Annotated in this window: 21 protein-coding genes; 6 read left to right on the top strand and 15 right to left on the bottom strand. The window is 69.9% G+C overall.

The window, feature by feature from the left end; translation table 11 throughout:
- Nucleotides 1–26: 26 nt before the first annotated feature.
- From OF380_RS17355 to OF380_RS17345, 3 genes are read right to left on the bottom strand one after another with little or no spacing between them, the layout of a single operon-like run.
- The gene (locus OF380_RS17355; protein ID WP_264046139.1) at nucleotides 27–1160 is read right to left on the bottom strand and encodes a glycosyltransferase; all 1134 of its coding nucleotides are present in this window, start codon (nucleotides 1158–1160) and stop codon (nucleotides 27–29) included.
- A 21-nt stretch (nucleotides 1161–1181) separates the two neighbouring features.
- Nucleotides 1182–2063 (bottom strand): glycosyltransferase family 2 protein, encoded by an 882-nt coding sequence (locus tag OF380_RS17350; protein WP_264046137.1) that lies wholly within the window; start codon nucleotides 2061–2063, stop codon nucleotides 1182–1184.
- Complete coding sequence (locus OF380_RS17345; RefSeq protein ID WP_264046135.1) at nucleotides 2053–4107, bottom strand: HAD-IIB family hydrolase; 2055 nt, start codon at nucleotides 4105–4107, stop codon at nucleotides 2053–2055. Before OF380_RS17345 ends, OF380_RS17350 begins: the two co-directional genes overlap by 11 nt.
- Before the next feature lie 60 nt (nucleotides 4108–4167).
- On the opposite strand from OF380_RS17345, the gene OF380_RS17340 reads away from it, so the two are divergent.
- The gene (locus OF380_RS17340; RefSeq protein WP_318784169.1) at nucleotides 4168–5208 is read left to right on the top strand and encodes a glycosyltransferase family 4 protein; all 1041 of its coding nucleotides are present in this window, start codon (nucleotides 4168–4170) and stop codon (nucleotides 5206–5208) included.
- Complete coding sequence (locus tag OF380_RS17335) at nucleotides 5208–6404, top strand: glycosyltransferase family 4 protein (RefSeq protein WP_264046132.1); 1197 nt, start codon at nucleotides 5208–5210, stop codon at nucleotides 6402–6404. The genes OF380_RS17340 and OF380_RS17335 overlap by 1 nt, the downstream gene beginning before the upstream one ends.
- Nucleotides 6405–6471: 67 nt before the next feature.
- On the opposite strand, the gene OF380_RS17330 is transcribed toward OF380_RS17335, so the two are convergent.
- Entirely contained in the window at nucleotides 6472–7452 is a 981-nt protein-coding gene (locus OF380_RS17330) for a glycosyltransferase family protein (protein ID WP_264046129.1), read from the bottom strand.
- An 81-nt stretch (nucleotides 7453–7533) separates the two neighbouring features.
- On the opposite strand from OF380_RS17330, the gene OF380_RS17325 reads away from it, so the two are divergent.
- Nucleotides 7534–8169 (top strand): hypothetical protein, encoded by a 636-nt coding sequence (locus OF380_RS17325; RefSeq protein WP_264051371.1) that lies wholly within the window; start codon nucleotides 7534–7536, stop codon nucleotides 8167–8169.
- Nucleotides 8170–8177: 8 nt separating this feature from the next.
- Entirely contained in the window at nucleotides 8178–8822 is a 645-nt protein-coding gene (locus OF380_RS17320; protein WP_264046127.1) for a hypothetical protein, read from the top strand.
- A 22-nt stretch (nucleotides 8823–8844) separates the two neighbouring features.
- Here the strand turns inward: OF380_RS17320 and OF380_RS17315 are convergent, their stop codons facing one another.
- On the bottom strand, nucleotides 8845–9042 hold the full coding sequence (locus OF380_RS17315; protein WP_264046126.1) for a hypothetical protein: 198 nt from the start codon (nucleotides 9040–9042) through the stop codon (nucleotides 8845–8847).
- A 253-nt stretch (nucleotides 9043–9295) separates the two neighbouring features.
- Nucleotides 9296–9727, bottom strand: coding sequence for a DUF488 domain-containing protein (locus tag OF380_RS17310; RefSeq protein WP_264051370.1), 432 nt, complete (start codon nucleotides 9725–9727; stop codon nucleotides 9296–9298).
- Between the two features lie 217 nt (nucleotides 9728–9944).
- Between OF380_RS17310 and OF380_RS17305 the strand changes: the two genes are divergently transcribed.
- Nucleotides 9945–10814 (top strand): glycoside hydrolase family 25 protein, encoded by an 870-nt coding sequence (locus tag OF380_RS17305; protein ID WP_404810471.1) that lies wholly within the window; start codon nucleotides 9945–9947, stop codon nucleotides 10812–10814.
- Nucleotides 10815–10821: 7 nt separating this feature from the next.
- Here the strand turns inward: OF380_RS17305 and trhA are convergent, their stop codons facing one another.
- The 7 genes from trhA to OF380_RS17270 all read right to left on the bottom strand — a co-directional run bounded on the left by trhA (nucleotide 10822) and on the right by OF380_RS17270 (nucleotide 15865).
- Entirely contained in the window at nucleotides 10822–11502 is a 681-nt protein-coding gene (trhA, locus tag OF380_RS17300; RefSeq protein WP_264046125.1) for a PAQR family membrane homeostasis protein TrhA, read from the bottom strand.
- Nucleotides 11503–11607: 105 nt separating this feature from the next.
- Complete coding sequence (locus OF380_RS17295) at nucleotides 11608–11814, bottom strand: hypothetical protein (protein ID WP_264046124.1); 207 nt, start codon at nucleotides 11812–11814, stop codon at nucleotides 11608–11610.
- Between the two features lie 153 nt (nucleotides 11815–11967).
- Nucleotides 11968–13089, bottom strand: coding sequence for a COX15/CtaA family protein (locus OF380_RS17290; protein WP_264046122.1), 1122 nt, complete (start codon nucleotides 13087–13089; stop codon nucleotides 11968–11970).
- Between the two features lie 56 nt (nucleotides 13090–13145).
- Entirely contained in the window at nucleotides 13146–13298 is a 153-nt protein-coding gene (locus OF380_RS17285; protein WP_264046120.1) for a hypothetical protein, read from the bottom strand.
- 88 nt (nucleotides 13299–13386) lie between these two features.
- On the bottom strand, nucleotides 13387–13680 hold the full coding sequence (locus OF380_RS17280; protein WP_264051368.1) for a hypothetical protein: 294 nt from the start codon (nucleotides 13678–13680) through the stop codon (nucleotides 13387–13389).
- Nucleotides 13677–13862 carry a hypothetical protein gene (locus tag OF380_RS17275; RefSeq protein ID WP_264046118.1) on the bottom strand — a complete coding sequence of 62 codons (186 nt, stop codon included), beginning with the start codon at nucleotides 13860–13862 and terminating at the stop codon, nucleotides 13677–13679. The genes OF380_RS17280 and OF380_RS17275 overlap by 4 nt, the downstream gene beginning before the upstream one ends.
- A gap of 194 nt (nucleotides 13863–14056) precedes the next feature.
- A complete protein-coding gene (locus OF380_RS17270) occupies nucleotides 14057–15865 on the bottom strand; it encodes an adenine deaminase C-terminal domain-containing protein (protein WP_264046116.1) in 1809 nt (602 codons plus the stop codon).
- 275 nt (nucleotides 15866–16140) lie between these two features.
- Between OF380_RS17270 and OF380_RS17265 the strand changes: the two genes are divergently transcribed.
- The gene (locus OF380_RS17265; RefSeq protein WP_264051367.1) at nucleotides 16141–16395 is read left to right on the top strand and encodes a hypothetical protein; all 255 of its coding nucleotides are present in this window, start codon (nucleotides 16141–16143) and stop codon (nucleotides 16393–16395) included.
- A gap of 31 nt (nucleotides 16396–16426) precedes the next feature.
- Here OF380_RS17265 and OF380_RS17260 read toward each other — a convergent pair whose 3' ends face one another.
- Complete coding sequence (locus tag OF380_RS17260; RefSeq protein ID WP_264046114.1) at nucleotides 16427–16642, bottom strand: alkylphosphonate utilization protein; 216 nt, start codon at nucleotides 16640–16642, stop codon at nucleotides 16427–16429.
- A gap of 12 nt (nucleotides 16643–16654) precedes the next feature.
- Nucleotides 16655–16858, bottom strand: coding sequence for a hypothetical protein (locus OF380_RS17255; RefSeq protein ID WP_264046112.1), 204 nt, complete (start codon nucleotides 16856–16858; stop codon nucleotides 16655–16657).
- Nucleotides 16859–16917 lie beyond the last annotated feature (59 nt).

The raw sequence follows: 16917 nt of genomic DNA, 5'->3' as shown, positions 1-16917 counted from the left end.
TGAGATTGAGGTCGTGGCGTCTCGGGTCAGTTGGCGGCGATCTGGAGGGCGGCCGGCTTCTCCGCCCCCTCCCAGAGCTCGTCGGTCAGGCCTTCGAGCCAGGCGGCGGCGCGACCGGCGGCGTCCGGCGCGTAGAGGCTGCGCAGGTTGGCGACGTCGAGGGTGCGGGCCCGTGCGAGGAGGTCGCGCCAGCCTTGGAGGTCTCCGGGCCAGACGGGGGCCTGGACGGCCGAGCCGAGGCGCACCAGGGCCTCGGCCTTACGGGTCTGCTCGCCGAAGTAACGCCATTCCGGCATCACGATGAGGCGGCCCCCGACCCGTGCGACCTCGTGGACCGTGTTGTCGCCGGCCGACGCCACCACGATGTCGGCCGCCGCGAGGTAGTCTGTGACCGAGGGGACCCAGCCCATCTCGCGCAGATTGCTGAAATCCGTTTCGTGGCCCTCGCGATGCGTCGGGCCGAGGGTGAGCCAGAGCGCGTCGGGCGCGGCGCGGGCGGCGACGGTGAGCGGCGCGTAGGGCGTGCCGCTGCCCCCGCCCCCGGTCACCGCCACGATGATCTCGCGCTCGGAATCGAGCCCGAGTTTGTCGCGGGCCTCGGCGCGGGTCGGGATGTGGTCGACGCTCGTGCACAGGCCGCCGCTGTAGAAGGTCTTCGCCCGCAGGGACGCAGGATAGTCGTCCTGCTCAATCCGCTCGTCGAAGGGCGCGAGCATCCCGACGCAGGCCTCGTAGGCGCCGACATGCCCGATATCGCCCCGGTCGCCATGCATCCGGATCTGCACCGCAGGGACGCTGGCGATGCGTGAAAGCAGCGCGATCTCCGCCGAGACATCGACCACGAACAGGCCGACATCGCGCGCGTCGAGGTGGTCGAGGATGCCCCGCATGGTCCGGCGCATCTCGGCGAGGCCCAGCGGCACGCAGTGCATGACCTGGGGCGTCGGCTCCGCATAGAGGCGCGGCGTCGGAACGCCGGCGCCGATCATGTCGGGCAGCGTCACGATCTCGATGTCCCTGGCGAATCCCTCGAACAGGTGCGGGCCGGCGGTGAGCACCGAGACCGGTCGGTCGCGGGCGAATTCGGCTGCCACCGCCATCGTACGGTTGGCGTGGCCCCGTCCCTGATGATGGACGAAGAACGCGATCGGCTTCTTCATGGCGGTCAGGTTCGACAATCTTCAGGAGAACAGGGCGTCGGGCCGCAGGGCGGCGGCGATCTCGGCGGCGTTCGGCCGGCGGATGAGGCGGATCGCGGATGCGTCCGTGTCCCAATCGATCAGCCCGGCGGCGCGGAACTGGTCGAGCCAGTACGTCATGCACCAGCGCCCGTGGGTGGCACGGAAGCGGGTGGCGTTGGCCAGGATCGGTTCGAAATGCTGGAGCGGCGGCACATGGACCGGATGGTGCTGGTGATAGGCCCGTGCATCCGCGACCCAGAAAACCGGCAGTCCGGCGGCGGCGAGGCGGGTGGCGAGGTCCGTCTCTTCGCCGCCGTAGCCGGCATAGGCCTCGTCCATTCCGCCGACCGCCCGCCACTTCCGGGCCGGCAGCGCGAAGGACAGGCCCCAGAGCTGGCCCGGATCGGGCTCCCGGCGCAGGCCCGTCTCGGGCGGCCGGGGCCGCGCCGGATGCGCCCGGCCGAGGCGGTCGAAGGCCGCATGATCGGGCGCCGCATCGATGGCCGGTGGCAGGTACAGGACCTCCCCGAGGAAGAGCCCATCGGTCTCCGCCGCCGCGCGCCCGTAGGCCGCGACCAGGGACGGGGCGGGGATGCAATCCACGTCGAGGAAGATCAGAACGTCACCGGTTGCTGCCTCGGCCGCCCGGTTGCGGGCGGCGGCCAGCGGCATCGGCTCGCCGGGCACGTGCAGGTGGCGCACCGGGCACCCGGGATCGGGCAGGTCGGGCGCCGGCTCCGGCTGCATCCAGGCGATCACCAGTTCGCACGGTCGCACGGTCTGGCGGGCGAGCCCCGCCATGAGGTTGCGCAGGCGGTCGGCCCGGCCGCGCACCAGGGTAAGGACGCTCGCCGATGGAGCGTCCAGCAATTCAGCCGGCATCGGCGAGTATCCGGCGGAAATGCCCGACCCCCTCGATGATGCCGCGGGCGTGCGAGGCGCGGGCCACGTAGGAGTGTTTCAGGGCGGCGTTGCTCGCGAGGTCGTCCGAGTAGTTGCCCACGATGATCGCCTGGGCGCCGAGGCGCAGCATCTCGATGTCGTTGCCAGAATCGCCGGCGACGAAGACGGCTCGTTCCGGCAACCCGTAGAAGGCCCGGACATGGTCGACCGCCGTACCCTTCGAGGCCGCTTGCGGCAGAACGTCGAGGTAGCGGCCGTGGCTGTGGATCACGGTGACGGCGAGACCCGCCCGCGCGAGGCGTGCCCGGACCCGTTGGGCCGTTGCCGCATCCCCGAAATAGCTGAGCTTGTGTCCGCGCTGCTCCAGCGGGCCCTGCGGAACGAGCCCGGCGAGATCGGCCAGTGCGGCGCCGACCCCCTCGCGGTCCCAGCCCAGCGAGACGGTGGCTCGCCAGGCGGCGTCGGCGGTGTAGGTCACGCCGTTGGCATCGAGATGGTAGATCTCCGAGCCGACCGAGGTGATCATCACCTGGGGGCGCGGGGTGTCCTGCTGTTCGAGCACCGCCATGGCGCTGTGTAATGAGCGTCCGGTGGCGACACCGAAGGCCAACCCGTCCTGCCGGCTGCGCCAGCGCCGGAAGATGCCGAGGGCCGCCGCGCAGCCGACCAGGGTGTTGTCGATGTCGCAGACGAGCAATTGCCGGGGCGCGGACAGGGGCGGCTCGGGGGCGATGAGCGCGCGCAGAAGCACATGGTAGCGCGCGGCGTGTCGGTCCCAATCATAGGCCGCTGCCGCCCGGGCGCCGCCCGCCACGCAGGCCGCGTAGAGCCCGGGGTCGCCGAGGATGCGCAGGCAGGCGGCCGCGATCGCCTGCGGGGCACGGGGATCGACCAGGAGGCCGTTGCCGCAGGTCTCCACGATGTCGTTGGGTCCGCCGCTGTCGGTGGCGACCAGCGGCAGGCCGGCGGCGGACGCTTCCAGCAGGGTCAGGCCGAAGGGTTCGTTGAGGGCTGGGTTGACGAAGAGGCCGCCGCGCACGCGGGCATGGGCGTAGATCGCCGGTACGTCCTCCGGGCGGTGGGTCTTCGGATAGGCGACGCGTCCGTAGAGGTCGTAGCGGTCAATGAGCACCAGGATTTCGCGCAAGGTCGCGGCCATCTCGCCGTCGAGCGCATCGATGTCCTCGCGCGTCCCGGCGATCAGCACCAGGTTGGCCCGGGCCTGGAGGGCCGGATTCTCGCCGTAGGCGCGCACGAGGGCGCCGAGGTTCTTGCGTGCCACTGGTCGGGCGAGCGCCAGCAGCACCGGCTTTGCCGGGTCGTCGAGGAAACGGTTGATCGTGGCATCGACCGCCGGATCGGGGCGCGCCGCCGCGAACCGGGCGAGATCGCTGCCGGGCGGAAGCACCCGGATGCGGCCGGGATCGTAGGCCCCATAGTCCGCGTACTGCACCTCCGCCTCGTCGCGGGAGGAGGCGATGACGAGGCTGGCGCGCGCCAGCGCCGTCTCCTCGGCCGCGATCCGGTGCCCCAAATCGGTGTCCGCCACCGCCTCGGGCTCAAGCAGCGAGGCCTTCACCCGCCCGAGCGAGTGGGCTGTGAACACGAAGGGAATCCCGAGACGATCCTCCACGATGGTGGCGACGGTGGCGGCGTCCGCGTAATGGGCGTGGATCAGGTCGGGGCGCATCGGCTGCGCGGCGATCCAGGCCAGGAGGTTGTCCGCGAAGCTTCCCACCTCCGCGTGCATCGCCTCCTTCGCACGGTAATCCGGTGACGTGCTCGCGAGCCGCACGAGCGTGACCTTGTCGGAGATCCGCTCTTCGGGCACGGCATAATCGGGCCCGGGCGCGCCGTGGAACAGGCGGGTTGCCACCACGATCCGCGTGATCCCGGCATCCTGGGCCGAGGCCGCCACGAGGTCGAGCAGGTAGCGGATATGGCCTCCGGTATCGGCGGTCAGCCCATAGACGACCCCGCCACCGCGCAGGCAGCCTTGTAGAGCGACGTGCAGGACGAACATCAGGTCGCCGGAACCGCCACGGTGTTCCAACGAAGAGTGGTTTCAGGTGAGATGCATTCCGTGATTCGCGTTGCCCAAATCGCGCCCAACATCTTCCCCGTCCCCCCGGAGCATCACGGCGGTACCGAGCGGGTCATCCACGACCTCAGTACGGCACTGCGAAGCTCGGGTGTGGAAGTAACGCTGTTCGCGCCGTCCGACAGTGCGACAGACTTGCCTCGCATCGGCGATCAGCCGAGCCTCTCCGCCCTGGAACAGCGTTACGGTCGCGTCGCACCCGGAGTGCCGGCGGCCCTGGATGCCCTGCAACTCGAGGCCCTGCGCCTGCGCCTCGACGCGTTCGACATCGTGCATTGTCATGGCGAGTTCGCCCATGCGGCGCTCCTCGGACCCCGCCGCCGGCACAGCCTGACCACGGTGCACTGGCGCGTGGACGAACTCGACCGGGCGCTGTTCTTCGCCGGCTTCCCCGACCTGCCGGTCGCGGCGATCTCGGCCGCCCAGGCCGCCGGCATCCCCGCCTCGAACCGCGCCGGCATCGTCCACCACGGCATCGCGCGGGACCGCTATGCCCTGCGGACGCAGCCCTCCGAGCACGTCGCCTTCGTCGGCCGCATGACGGACCAGAAGCGTCCGGATACCGCCATCCGGGTGGCCCGCGCCGCCGGCATCCCGATTCGGCTCGGCGGCACCCTCGACGTCGGCAACCCCGACTACTTCGAGCAGCGGGTGCGGCCGCTGCTCGGGGAGGACGCGACCTATCTGGGGCCGGTGGACGACACCCGGAAGGGCGACCTCCTAGGAAGCGCCCGGGCCCTGCTCTTCCCCATCGACTGGCCGGAGCCCTTCGGGCTGGTGATGATCGAGGCGATGGCCTGCGGCACCCCGGTGGTCGCCTGGGATCGTGGCTCGGTCCCGGAGGTCGTGGAGCACGGTCTGACCGGGTTCGTGGTGTCCTCCGAGGCCGAGGCGGTGGAAGCCCTGGGCCGGATCGGGCAACTCGACCGCGCGCAGATCCGACGCCGCTTCGAGGCGCGCTTCACCGCCGAGCGCATGGCGCGGGACTACCTCGCCCTCTACCGACGCCTGCTCGTCGCCTGATGCGTACCGCCCTCCTCACCTGGGACTACCCGCCGGCCCCGAGCGGCCTCTCGACGGCCGCCCGCGAGATCGCCGAGAGCCTGGGCGAAGCCGGAGCCGACGTGACGGTCTTCACCCTCGACCGCACCGGGTGCGAACGGGTCGGCGGCGTGACCGTCATGGGTCTTGCCCTGCCCAACGGCGGCGCGCTGGCACGCCTGCGCCGCTGGGGCTCGGCCGGGCATCTCGCGGCGCCGCTGGCCTTCCGTCGTGCCGTGCGCGCCGTCCATGCCCGAAAACCCTTCGACATCGTCGAGGCCCCGAACTGGTACGCCCCCGGCCTGCTCCTGGCCGGGCACCGCGACCTGCCTCTGGTGACGCGCAACTCGACCCCGGCCGCCCTGTCACGCGGCGTCGCTTCTTCCATGCGCGACCGCTTCGACGGCTGGACGGCGGACGCCCTGGAGCGTCGCCAGGCCCGGGGCAGCGCCGGGCTGATCGCCAACACCGCCGAGCACGGCGCGGTCATCGCGCAGGCCTATGGGCTCTCCGGCCGGCAACCCTCCGCCGTGATCGGGCTCAGCCTGCCGCCGGAGATCGCGGCGGGCGCCCGCGCGGCTGCCTATCCCGAGGGGAATGATCCGATACGCCTGCTCTTCGTCGGGCGGGCCGAAGCGCGCAAAGGCTTCGACGCGCTCATCGGCGCGGCCGCGATCCTGGCCGACGAACCGGGGAGCCGCGAACACGCACCATTCGTCCTCGACCTCGTCGGCGTTTCCGAGGCGGACCTGCCGGCCGATCTGCCTGCAGCCGCGCGCGCTTGCATCCGGGCCCGGGGGCGTGTGTCCACCGAGGTGCTGAAGACGGCCTATGCCGAGGCGCATGCGGTCGTCGCGCCCTCGCGCTACGAGAGCTTCGGCCTCGTCTACCAGGAAGCCCTGGCCTATGGTCGACCGGTGGTGGCCTGTGCCGAGGACGCCAGTGCCCGCGCTTTCGTCGGCGTGCCCGGCGCCGGCCCGCTGGCGCGTGAGGCCACCGGACCGGCGCTGGCCGATGCGCTGCGCCCGTTTCTCGCCGACACGGCTCTGCTCAGGTCCTACCGGGTCCGCGCCCTGGCGGCGGCGGGGCGCTTTACCCGGGCGGCGCTCGGCCGCGAGACGCTGGACCTGTACGCGAGCGCCATCGCGGCGGGACGGATCGGGACTTCAGGGAGCTGAACCGGCATCCGCCGCAGCGCACCGCCCGGCACACGGCGAAGGTTGTCACCACTTGAATCCGGCATCGTCAGTCCCGGTAGGGCCTCAGGAGTGCGGCTTCCTCTTCGAGACGCCCGCGGCCGGGATCGAGGGCCTCGTAGCGCCGCGAGCGTGCCAGGACATGGGCCCGGCTCAAGCGATGCTCGATCGCCCCGTGCAGGGCGATGAAGCTGCGCGGCCAGCCACCCTCTAGGGCTGGTCGCTCGTGTACGCGCCCGGCATAGCGGACAGAGGACCGGTTCAGGCGATACTGCACGTCCGGATAGACATCCGAGGGGATGCCATCGACGCGATTGACCCGAGGCAGACCGACCGAGAGCACGTCCCCGGCGTCCGCGAGGGCGGCGAGTGCCGGCAGGAGACGACCGGCGACGGGGTCGAGTGCCTCGTCGGCGTCGAGTTGCAGCATCCAGGAATGGCGCGCGCGCTCCTGAAGGGCGTTGCGCTGCGACGCGTAGTCCCCCTCCATGGGGCGGGCTTCCACCCGCACCGATCCGGGAGATGACGTGCCGGCTCTCGTGCTCGTGCTCGTGTCGAGCAGGATCACGATGTCGTCCGTCCAAGACACCTGCGCCCTGACCGCCGTCAGCACAGCGTCCAATTCCTGCGGGCGGCACAGGAGGCCGAGGGAGACGGGATGCTCTGGCCCTTCGGCGAGCCCGTAGAGGGTCGCCCGCGCGGCGCGCTGCGAATGCGGATGCCGCAGGGCCTCGTCATCCTCCGGGCCGAGGGGCCGAACGCCGAGCCCGAACCGGGTCGCGGCACTGCGCAGGGTATAGAGGTCGAGGCCATAGGGCGCCTCCGGGTCGGGGCTGTAGGCCCGACCGGAGAGGGCCACACCGAGGTGCGCGCGGCAGCGAGCCGGATCGGCGTCCGGTTCCAGCAGGAGCCCGCAGGAGCCGCAAGCGATCGGAAAGCTCCGCCGGCGCCCGCATGGATAGGCGAGGATTCGCTCGCTCGGCGCGAGCAGATCGGCCCCGCAGACGAAGCACCGGCGCGTGCGGGGCATCCCGTGTTTCCGTTCGCCGCGGAGACCTTGCCGCGCGTGGCCGGCGCCATACCTCCGCTGCTCCTCGAACCCTTGCCGCAAGTGCCTGTCCAGGTCGACTCTCCTCAGGTGGATGACGGGCTTCCGTCCGATAGCCGTTCCCTCGCCATCGTCGGCAATGCCCCCGAGATCGGAGTGGCTGCCACCGCGATCGACGCGGCCGCCTCCGTCGTGCGCTTCAACAACGCGCCGGGGTTCGGCGGACGCACGGGCTCCCGCGTCACCCACCTCGCCCTGGTCAATCGCGGCGGGCAGATGCGGGAATGGCTGTCCGATCCGCATTTCCTCGATCGGCCCGCCGTCCGATGCGCGGGTGCCTTCATCCTGCCGTTCCCGATGCTCCCCGCCGAGCAGAGCGGCCCCGAACAGGTGTGCTGGACGCGGGAGGCGCTGACACTGCTGCGCCCCCTCGGCAAGCCCATCCACATCCTGCCCGAGAACCTTCACCACGGGGCGCGGCGCCTCCTCGCGGCGCACACCACCGGGCGCCCGAACCCGAGCACGGGCTTCCTCGTGACCCTCGCGCTGCTTCTTGCCCGGCCGCCCCATGCCCGCCCGGTCGAGGCCTACGGCTTCGGCTTCGCGGGTTGGCCCGGCCATCCCTGGGCGGCCGAGCGTGCGTGGTTCGCCGAGGCCGAGGCGGCTGCCCGTCTTCGCCTCCACGCGATCAGAGGATGAACCCCGCCATGACGACGCTCATCACCGTGCTGAAGGGCGGTGGCCGTTACGACGCGACCTGGGTCGAACGGTTGGCGCGCGGTGTCCGGCGCCACGCCCCGGCCTTCGACCGGATCCTCTGCCTGACGGATCTGCCGCTCGTCCTCGAGGGGGTCGAGCGGGTGCCCCTCCGGCACGACTGGCCCGCCTGGTGGGCGAAGATGGAGGCCTTTCGCCCCGGCCTCGCGGAGGGCACGACGCTCCTGTGCGACCTCGACACGGTCTTCACCGGTCCGGCGGACGCCCTCGCGGAGCCGGGCTTTGCCGCCATGGAGGATTATTTCCACAAAGGCCGCGTCTCCAGTGCCCTGCTACGCTGGCGCGGTGGGGACCTCGACGGCCTCTACACCGCGTTCGCCGCCGAGCCCGAACGCTGGATGACACCCGGATCCTGCGGCCCCGTCCCGAATGCGGTGCATGGCGATCAGGTCGTCATCGACCACCTGCTGAGCCGGGACGGCCTGCGGCCGGACTTCTTCCAGCGGCGCTATCCGAACCTGCTCGACTTCTATGATCCGCGTCGGGTGGACCATGGCCCGGTGGTGATCTTCATCGGCGATGCGAAGCCGGATACCGCCGCCGGACCTGTGCAGGCGGCCTGGGCGGGCGGTTGAGCGAGCGACGCCGGAGGGCGGATCAGGCCGTGGGCGCCCCCGCGGGATCCTGTTCGTCGGTTCCCTCGGCGAGGGCGACGCCGATCTCGAAGAGAAGAAGATCGACGAGGTGCAGCATTACCGGCGTTCCAGCCTCCTCGATGATCGACCGCGCCGCGATGCAGTGCGCGGCGATCTGGTCCAGGGCCTCACGCGCGCGCGCTAGGGACGTCGAGTCCATGAGAAATCTCCGGCGCGCCGGGCGCCTCAGGCATGGGAAATCGAGGCTGGCCCAGATCGGGTTTCACCGGCTCCGTAGACCGGCCACCGGGCGTGATCCGTGGGCCTCGCTTGGTACCAGCCCGTGCTCGGCGGTTCATTCGGCGTCCGCCATCGTCCGGGGGATCGGTGACAGCATCCGTAACTCTAGATTGTTAATTCAGTCCTATTCGCGCTGCGTCCGCCCGCCGGGCACATGACGCGCACGCCGGCATTCAGCCGAAAAGGTCGACGGTGGTGAAGCCGCGCGCCTCCATCCGCTCGGCCAGGACGCGTCGGTGACAGCGGTCCGGTTCGCGCTCGAAGCAGAGCAGGCAGGTCGGTGCCCGGTCCGCGAGGGCGCAGAGTTCATCGAGGGCGAGGCCACCGTCGGCGGTGTCGAGCACCTCCTCGCAGTAGATGCGGCGCATCAGCGCCGCGTCGTGCGCTCGGGCTGCCTGTCGCCCGGATTTCGGCGTGCCGAGGGCCCGCGCATGGGCGTAGCCGAGGTTCGCCGTCTCCAGGCTGGTGCGGAGGGCGGTCTTCGAGAAGCCGCGCTTTCGGGAGTTCGCCACAGCCCGGACATCGGCCAGCGTCGCGACGCCAGCATCCTTGAGGGCGACCAGAAGTCGCTCTGAATCCAGGCCTTCGTAGCCGATGGTGAACAACGTCTTCACGGTCTGCCCTCCGTCACCGAATCGTGAGATCGCGCCAGCACTTACGGCGGATGCGCGGTTGCGTACCCGCGTGGATGCGATGACGTATGTGGCTCACCCGACACGCCTTCCGGAAATCCGCCGCATTGCCGTCAAAGGTCTATTAACCGCGCCGAGGCATGCCTTAGCCATTCGTGTAGCGCGTAAAAAGATGATGGGTCGGGCATCGATGTCGCTGAGGAACGGGGCCATCTCGAGACGCCCGCGCCGGTCTATCGCCCGCCCTTCCCTCCCCGCCTGGCTCCGGTGGAGTGCGGCCGTTGCCACCTTGTCGGTCCTGGCCGCCTGCTCCGGCACGACGGATTTCTATCCGACCAAGGGCGATACCAAGCCGCATCCGGGCGTGGCTCGAGCCAAGCAGCACCCGATCCAGGGCATCGACATCTCGAAGTGGCAGGGGCCGATTGACTGGATGTCGGTCCGCGCGGCCGGCACCCAGTTCGCCTTCATCAAGGCGACCGAGGGCGGCGACCACGTGGACGAACGCTTCCGTGCCAACTGGGAGGGGGCCGCCCAGGCCGGCGTTCCGCGCGGGGCCTACCACTTCGTGTTCTGGTGTCGCTCGGCGCAGGACCAGATGGCCTGGTTCAAGAAGAACGTGCCGAACGATCCGACCGCCCTCCCCCCCGTCCTGGACGTGGAGTGGAACGGACATTCGCAGCTCTGCCCGAAGAAGCTGCCCAAGGCCCAGGCCCTGGCGATGATCCGCTACATGCTCGACGAGATGGAGCAGTATACCGGCAAGCGCCCGATCATCTATACCGACATCACCTTCCACAAGGACGTCCTCGAGGACGAGTTGCCCGATTACCCGCACTGGGTCCGCTCCACCGCGGCCGAGCCGGAGCAGCGCTACGCCAAGCGCAAGTGGATGCTTTGGCAGTTCACGTCGACCGGACGCGTGCCCGGGGTCCGCGGCGATGTCGACCGGAACGCCTTCTACGGCACGACCGCCGAATGGGCCTCGTTCCTCTCAACCGATTGCGATCCGCGCCAGCACCGGAACCTCGCCGATCGCGGCCTCTGCACGGGAAAGTGATCGGCCCTCAGGACCCCGCGCCCATCACCGTGGAGAGCACCGCCCCGTAATGGCAGGCGGTGGCCGCGAGCACGAAGGCGTGCCAGATCGCGTTCTGGTACGGCAGCGTCCGCCAGACGTGGAACACCACGCCGAGGGAGTAGAGCAACCCACCGATCGCGAGGAGCCAGAGGGCATCGGGGGCAAGGCGCCCGATCACGGCGTCATAGGCGACGACGCCGCTCCAGCCGAGGGTCAAGTAGAGGCCGATGGCGGCACGGTCGTAGCGCCCCGGAAGCATGAGCTTCAGGGCCATCCCGATGGCGGCGACGACCCATACGGTCCCGAGGAGCCCCCAGGCCGGCAGGCCATCGCCGACCAGGGCGACGAGGGGCGTGTAGGTGCCGGCGATCATCAGGTAGATGAGGGCATGATCCGCGCGGCGCAGCAGCCACTTGCGGGGCGAGACCGGACACATGTTGTAGGTGGCGGAGACGCCCAGCATGGAGACGAGGCCAGCGGCGTAGATCGCGACGCCCGCACGTTCGACCCATGAGAGGGGAGACAGGGCTGCGATCACCACGATCCCGATCGCGCCGGCGACGCCCAGGGCGACACCGAGGACATGGATCGCCCCGTCCGCGAGAAGCTCGCGCCGCGTATAGTTCCAGGTCACTCCCGTTGGGCGTCCGTCGTTTGCCAAAAGCATCGCCGACCTCCGGTTCTGTGAGGAAGGCTACGCTTCGGACCGTTGCCGCGTTCCCGACGGCAACGGTCGGGGACGTGTCATCCACACTTATCTTTTGAAGTGCGATCAGCCCGGAATCAGGTTCGGGTATCGGGTCGCGATGGCCACGGCCCAGGCGACACCGAGCAGGCCCGAGAGACCCAGGACGAGGCGGACCGTGTGACGCTCCCGCCGACGCGGCGTCTTGCCCTTCTCCGAGGCGGCGTCGAGGCCCTTCGGATCAGGCTTTTCGATGCTCGGGGTCAGGGATGGGTCGATGTGCGGATCCTGCATGCAGGCTCTGTCCTTTCGCGTTCGAGCGTCCGGCTCGGCAGAGACCCCATTCGACCGAATGCGGACCCGAGCCGGGATGGAACGTGCAAGGACGCGTGTAGTTCGCTGCACTGCGGTAGGGATGTGGCGATGCGCACATGCCCTGTGACAGGACTAGGTCGCTCCCCGGGAGAGGGCCTCGAAACCGAAGGGCGTCGTGGGACTCTGCAAGGTCGAGACCGCAGGTCCGCTGCGGGTCAGGCGCGCGTGGACCGTGGCCATCGTCAGGACCGCCATGGCGAAGACCTGATGGGAGAGTGCGGCCCAGAGCGGCACTGCGAGGAGCAGCGTCGCGATCCCGAGGCAGGCTTGGGCGAGGACGATACCGGCCACGCCGACAGCGCGCCGGGCGGAGGCCGAGCCGGGGCTCGCGCGACGCGCATCGACGGCATGGACGAAGGCGAACGCCAGCAGGAGATAGGCGGTCAGGCGGTGGTTGAACTGTACCAGGGTCAGGTTGTCGACGAAGTTCTCGATCCAGGGTTTGACGAAGAAGAGCTCCGAGGTCGGCGGCACCAGCATGCCGTTCATCGTCGGCCAAGTGTTGTAGACCAGACCGGCCTTCGAGCCCGCCACGAGACCGCCGAGGAAGATCTGCACCAGCACGAGTCCCATGATGACGCGGGCGGTCTCGCGCAGGCGAACGGGCTCCGGCTCACCCGACGCGGGACGCAGGCCGGCGGCGAGCCAGACGAGGCCGGCCAGGATCAGGCTCGCGGTGGTGAGGTGTAGGGCGAGCTTCAGGGGCGCCACCGCGGTCATGCCAGGCTGAAGGCCGGAGGCGACCATGATCCAGCCGATGGCACCCTGGAGCCCACCGAGGAGGCCAAGACCGAGGAGGCCGAATTTCAGGGATCGCGTCAGGGCGCCCCGCCACCAGAACCAGAGCAGCGGCAGGAAGAAGACGAGCCCGACGATCCGCCCCAGCAGGCGGTGCCCCCACTCCCAGGCGTAGAGGACCTTGAAGTCGGCCAGCCCCATGCCCTGGTTCAGGATGCGGTACTGCGGCGTGCCCTTGTACTTGTCGAACTCCGCCGTCCAGGCTTCCGCCGAAAGCGGGGGGACCGCACCGGTGACGGGCCGCCATTCGGTGATCGACAAGCCGGACCCGGTCAGGCGCGTTGCGCCGCCGACCGCCACCATCGCGACGACGAGGGCGGCCAACAGGTAGAGCCAGACCCGAACGGCTCGTTGCTCCCGGGCCGCCGTCGCGGCCGTCGTCCCTGCTCTCGTCACGTCGGACCTCTCATCCCGGCGGCGAACCGTCAGGCCTTTCCAAGATGAGATGCGAGTTAGGCGAGGTAGGCGCTTCGGGCAACGCTCTCCGACGACGCACCGGCGGAGGCCGCCGGCTGCGCGGCAAGCTCGCGCTCGCGATTCAGTGACAGAAGCGCCAGCGTCGCTACGACGAGCCAGGGTCCGGCTATTCCGATGAAGAATGTCATCTGCCCGCCACTCCCGCGCGTTCTCGCGCGAGCTCGATGATAGGCAACCCTGGCTACTCCGCAAGCCGCCCCTGCACGGTTTGCGGGATCACGACAGGGAACCCGCAAACCTCCAGGCGAGCCCGGCCAGTACCGCGGCGCCGAGGCAGCGCCGCCAGGGATTCACGCCGCGCCGGAGTTCGTCGAAGGCCCAGTAGGCCAGGGCGACGGCACCGATCAGGCGAAGCGCTTCGCCGATGCGCCCGCCCGGCCCGACGATCCAGTCGAGGGCGGCGCAGGCGGCGAAGATCAGGAGCGGTGCATTCGGGAACTGGCCGATCACGATCGCGCCGGTGCTGCGATCGCGAAAGAACCAGTCGAAGGTGCGGCCGGCGGGACTCAGGTCGGCGTACCCGACTCGGCCCGGCGCATCGGGGCGCAGATCTGCGGCGTGGCCTTGTCGAGGTGCTCGCAGGCGTTGCGCAGGTACCAGGTCCGGAGCTCCGGCTGAGAGGGGGCCACGTACATGCCGACGAGCACGAACGCGATCGCGCCGACGATGATGAGGGTGAGCAGGCTGCGCATGACGCGACTCCGGGACAGAACTTTGATCCGCCCGTTCCCCAGCGCGGAGAACGGCGGTCCGTGGCCCAAAAAAACAGCCCGCTCGCCGGTCTCGGCAGGCAGGCTGATCTAAGCTTGGGAGGATCGAGAGGCTGTTGAGACCTGCCCGATAACGGGTGCGTCCGGCAAAGGTTCCCGCCGAGGTTTCGTCCCTTTCAGGCGGCCTCGAACAGGGGCACGATCCGCATGCCGGGCACGAGCACGAGGCCCTTGTCGGTGATGCGGATCTCCGGAATGACCGAGAGCGGGATCAGGTTGAAGCCCATATAGGGAATGGTGCAGCCCGCCCGCGTCCAGGCTTCCTTCAGCACCCGCACCTCCTCGGCCACCACGGTGACGCGCTTGTCGGAGAGCAGGCCCGCCACCGGCAGCGGCACCAGGGCGACCACGGCGCCGTCCTCCACCACGCAGACGCCCCCCTGGATCGCTTGCAGGGCATCGAGGGCGACGCGCATATCCTCCGGGTTCAGGCCCGCGACGATGATATTGTGCGAATCGTGCCCGACGCTGCTGGCCACCGCTCCGCGCTTGAGCCCGAAGGCCCGCAGCAGGCCGTGGGCCACGTTTCCCGCCCCGCCATGCCGCTCCAGCACAGTGACGAAGCAGAGGTCATTCGCGGCGAGCGTCGTGGCCCAGTCGGGATCGGGATCGAGGTCGACGATCTCGTGGGTGAGCTCGATGCCCGGGAGCGTGGTGCGGATCGCGTTGACCCGGCACGGACCGGTCGGCAGGTCGGGGATGAGCGCCGGCAACGGGGTGGGCAGGTGGAGCGTGGCGTAAGCGGGCGGCGGGTAGCGATAGGGGCGGGACAGCGCTTCATCCAGGACCGGCGTGATCGCCCGGTTCTCCACCACGAGCGTGCCGCCGTACCAGGTCGATTGCGGCACGAGATCGTCGTCGAGGAGGACGAGGTCGGCGCGACGGCCACCGCCGAAACCGCCGATCTCGCCGTCGAGCGCGTAGCGGGTCGCGGGATGCAGCGAGCCCATCGACCAGGCCTGTGCCTTCGGGATGCCCATGCGGACCGCCTCGCGTACGACCCAGTCGAGGCCGAAAGCGAGGAGATCCTGCGCGTCACGGTCGTCCGTACAGACGCACACACGCTTGGCGGCGGCACCGTAGTCGAGGATGGTCCCGATCGCCTTCGGCAGGCTGTGCCAGGGGGTCGTCGGTGGGCCACCGCGCAGGTAGATCCACAGGCCGGCTTCGAGGAGGTCGTCCGCGATGTCGCGGTCGATCGCCTCGTGCGTGTCGGTGACGCCGCTCGCGGCGTATGCCGCCACGAAGTCGCGTCCGTAGATATGCCCGGAGACCGGGCGTCTGCGTTCGAGGGCCGCCGCGATGATGGCGTGCGCCCGTGGATCGCCCTGGCAGACGGCGACGAAATCCATCTTCTCTCCGAGCCCGATCGCCTCCGGCCAGGCATCGAACAGGGCCGCGATCTTACCCGCGTCGAGGTCGCCGCCGGCGGTCTCGAGGTCCGGCGAGGTGGCCGGAACGGTGCTGGGGACGGTCAGGTAGATGTTCAGCGGCGCCTCCCGAGCGTCCTCCAGCATCCAGGCGATGCCGTCCCGGTCGAGGACGTTGCCGATCTCGTGGCTGTCGCAGACGATGGTGGTGGTGCCGTTCAGGAGCGCGGCCTCCGCGTAGGCACAGGCCGTGACCATGCTACTTTCGATGTGCAGGTGCGGGTCGACGAGGCCGGGCGCGAGCAGCCCGCCACGCCCGTCGTGGCGCGGCGCGCTCCCCCGGTACGCGCCCGCGGGGCGGACCGCCGCGATGCGCCCTCCCGCGATCCAGACCTCGCGGTCGGTCAGGATACGCTCGGAATAGGTCGAGAGCAGGCGTGCGCCGGTGATCACCAGTTCGGGCTCCGCCCGTCCCGAAGCCACAGCCGCCAGGTGCCGTGTCACCCGGCTCAGGGGTTGTACGGAAAAGCGCGTCAGCGTTCGCGTCTCGGTCATGCGGCCCCCGATCTTGATCCGCTGCGCAGCGGCGCACGCATCGTGCCAGACCTGTTGGTTCGGCGACAGCCGGCCCTGCGGGGCGCGGCCTGGGTTGCCAAAAGGGCGGCCCGACACCATCTACATGCTTAGCCGATCGCGACCCGTGTCGCTCGATCGGAGACGGCCACGATGCAGGGCCAGGGTGACGCCGGATGTACGCGCACCCGCCACGCCCGCATCGGTGGCCGTCCGCATTTTTCCACCCGCCTTTCCAGTTCGAGCATCAACCCGTCATGGCCAAGCGTACCAAGTCGAAACCGCAGGAACGCGGTTCAGTCCTGTTCGATGTCCTCTACGAAGACGAGTCCCGTGCTTCGAACCGGCGCGTGCCGATGGAGATCCTCGGCGGGCTCGATGGCGATGAGCCGGCTCGCCAGCTCATCGAGGAGCAGGACCGCGTGATCGCCGAGAAGTCCGGCCGCCCGCTGCGCTCGATCCGTTCGCTCACGCGCTCGCCGATCCGGCCGTCCAGCGTCACCGACGACTGATCCGCGCCCGACGTTGGTCGGCGGCGGAGGCTCAGGCCTTCTTGAGGAACTGGGTCTTCAGCACCAGCCCCTTCACCGAGGGGGCGTTGCACTCGATCTCCTCCGGGTCGCCGGTCAGGCGGATGTTCTTGACCAGCGTGCCCCGCTTCAGCGTGGTCGAGGTGCCCTTCACCTTCAGGTCCTTGATCAGCGTCACCGAATCGCCATCGGCGAGCTTCGTTCCGTTGGCATCCCGGGTCTCGTCCATGGAGTCGGTCCCTCAGATCTCGGACGGCACGTAGGGCCGGCCGGCATCCACGAGCGCACGATCGACGGCCTCGATGGCTAGGAGAATGCGGGTGAGATCCTCGGCTGCCGAGGGCGCGGCGACATCGCTGGCGCCGATGCGGCGGGCGAGCGCGCTGCGCTGACGGGCCAGACTGGCCCGGGCCCGGTTCATGTTGTCGATCTCGTCCGGCGTCATGGTGCCCCTACCCTTCCGGTCACGCACCGGCTTGGGGAAGCGATGCGGCCTTTGGACCC

It is taken from the genome of Methylobacterium sp. FF17 (genome assembly GCF_025813715.1).
GTDB lineage: Bacteria > Pseudomonadota > Alphaproteobacteria > Rhizobiales > Beijerinckiaceae > Methylobacterium > Methylobacterium flocculans.
The sequence above is the reverse complement of the archived record's forward strand: the minus strand, read 5'-3'. Positions and strand labels throughout refer to the sequence as shown.

What these genes read in the sequence shown, in the direction of transcription:
- OF380_RS17355 (WP_264046139.1), bottom strand. Translation starts at nt 1,160, where the DNA reads ATGAAGAAGCCGATCGCGTTCTTCGTCCATCATCAGGGACGGGGCCAC.
- OF380_RS17350 (WP_264046137.1), bottom strand. Translation starts at nt 2,063, where the DNA reads ATGCCGGCTGAATTGCTGGACGCTCCATCGGCGAGCGTCCTTACCCTG.
- OF380_RS17345 (WP_264046135.1), bottom strand. Translation starts at nt 4,107, where the DNA reads ATGTTCGTCCTGCACGTCGCTCTACAAGGCTGCCTGCGCGGTGGCGGG.
- OF380_RS17335 (WP_264046132.1), top strand. Translation starts at nt 5,208, where the DNA reads ATGCGTACCGCCCTCCTCACCTGGGACTACCCGCCGGCCCCGAGCGGC.
- OF380_RS17330 (WP_264046129.1), bottom strand. Translation starts at nt 7,452, where the DNA reads ATGCCCCGCACGCGCCGGTGCTTCGTCTGCGGGGCCGATCTGCTCGCG.
- OF380_RS17320 (WP_264046127.1), top strand. Translation starts at nt 8,178, where the DNA reads ATGACGACGCTCATCACCGTGCTGAAGGGCGGTGGCCGTTACGACGCG.
- OF380_RS17315 (WP_264046126.1), bottom strand. Translation starts at nt 9,042, where the DNA reads ATGGACTCGACGTCCCTAGCGCGCGCGCGTGAGGCCCTGGACCAGATC.
- OF380_RS17305 (WP_404810471.1), top strand. Translation starts at nt 9,945, where the DNA reads ATGTCGCTGAGGAACGGGGCCATCTCGAGACGCCCGCGCCGGTCTATC.
- trhA (WP_264046125.1), bottom strand. Translation starts at nt 11,502, where the DNA reads ATGCTTTTGGCAAACGACGGACGCCCAACGGGAGTGACCTGGAACTAT.
- OF380_RS17295 (WP_264046124.1), bottom strand. Translation starts at nt 11,814, where the DNA reads ATGCAGGATCCGCACATCGACCCATCCCTGACCCCGAGCATCGAAAAG.
- OF380_RS17285 (WP_264046120.1), bottom strand. Translation starts at nt 13,298, where the DNA reads ATGACATTCTTCATCGGAATAGCCGGACCCTGGCTCGTCGTAGCGACG.
- OF380_RS17275 (WP_264046118.1), bottom strand. Translation starts at nt 13,862, where the DNA reads ATGCGCAGCCTGCTCACCCTCATCATCGTCGGCGCGATCGCGTTCGTG.
- OF380_RS17270 (WP_264046116.1), bottom strand. Translation starts at nt 15,865, where the DNA reads ATGACCGAGACGCGAACGCTGACGCGCTTTTCCGTACAACCCCTGAGC.
- OF380_RS17265 (WP_264051367.1), top strand. Translation starts at nt 16,141, where the DNA reads ATGGCCAAGCGTACCAAGTCGAAACCGCAGGAACGCGGTTCAGTCCTG.
- OF380_RS17260 (WP_264046114.1), bottom strand. Translation starts at nt 16,642, where the DNA reads ATGGACGAGACCCGGGATGCCAACGGAACGAAGCTCGCCGATGGCGAT.
- OF380_RS17255 (WP_264046112.1), bottom strand. Translation starts at nt 16,858, where the DNA reads ATGACGCCGGACGAGATCGACAACATGAACCGGGCCCGGGCCAGTCTG.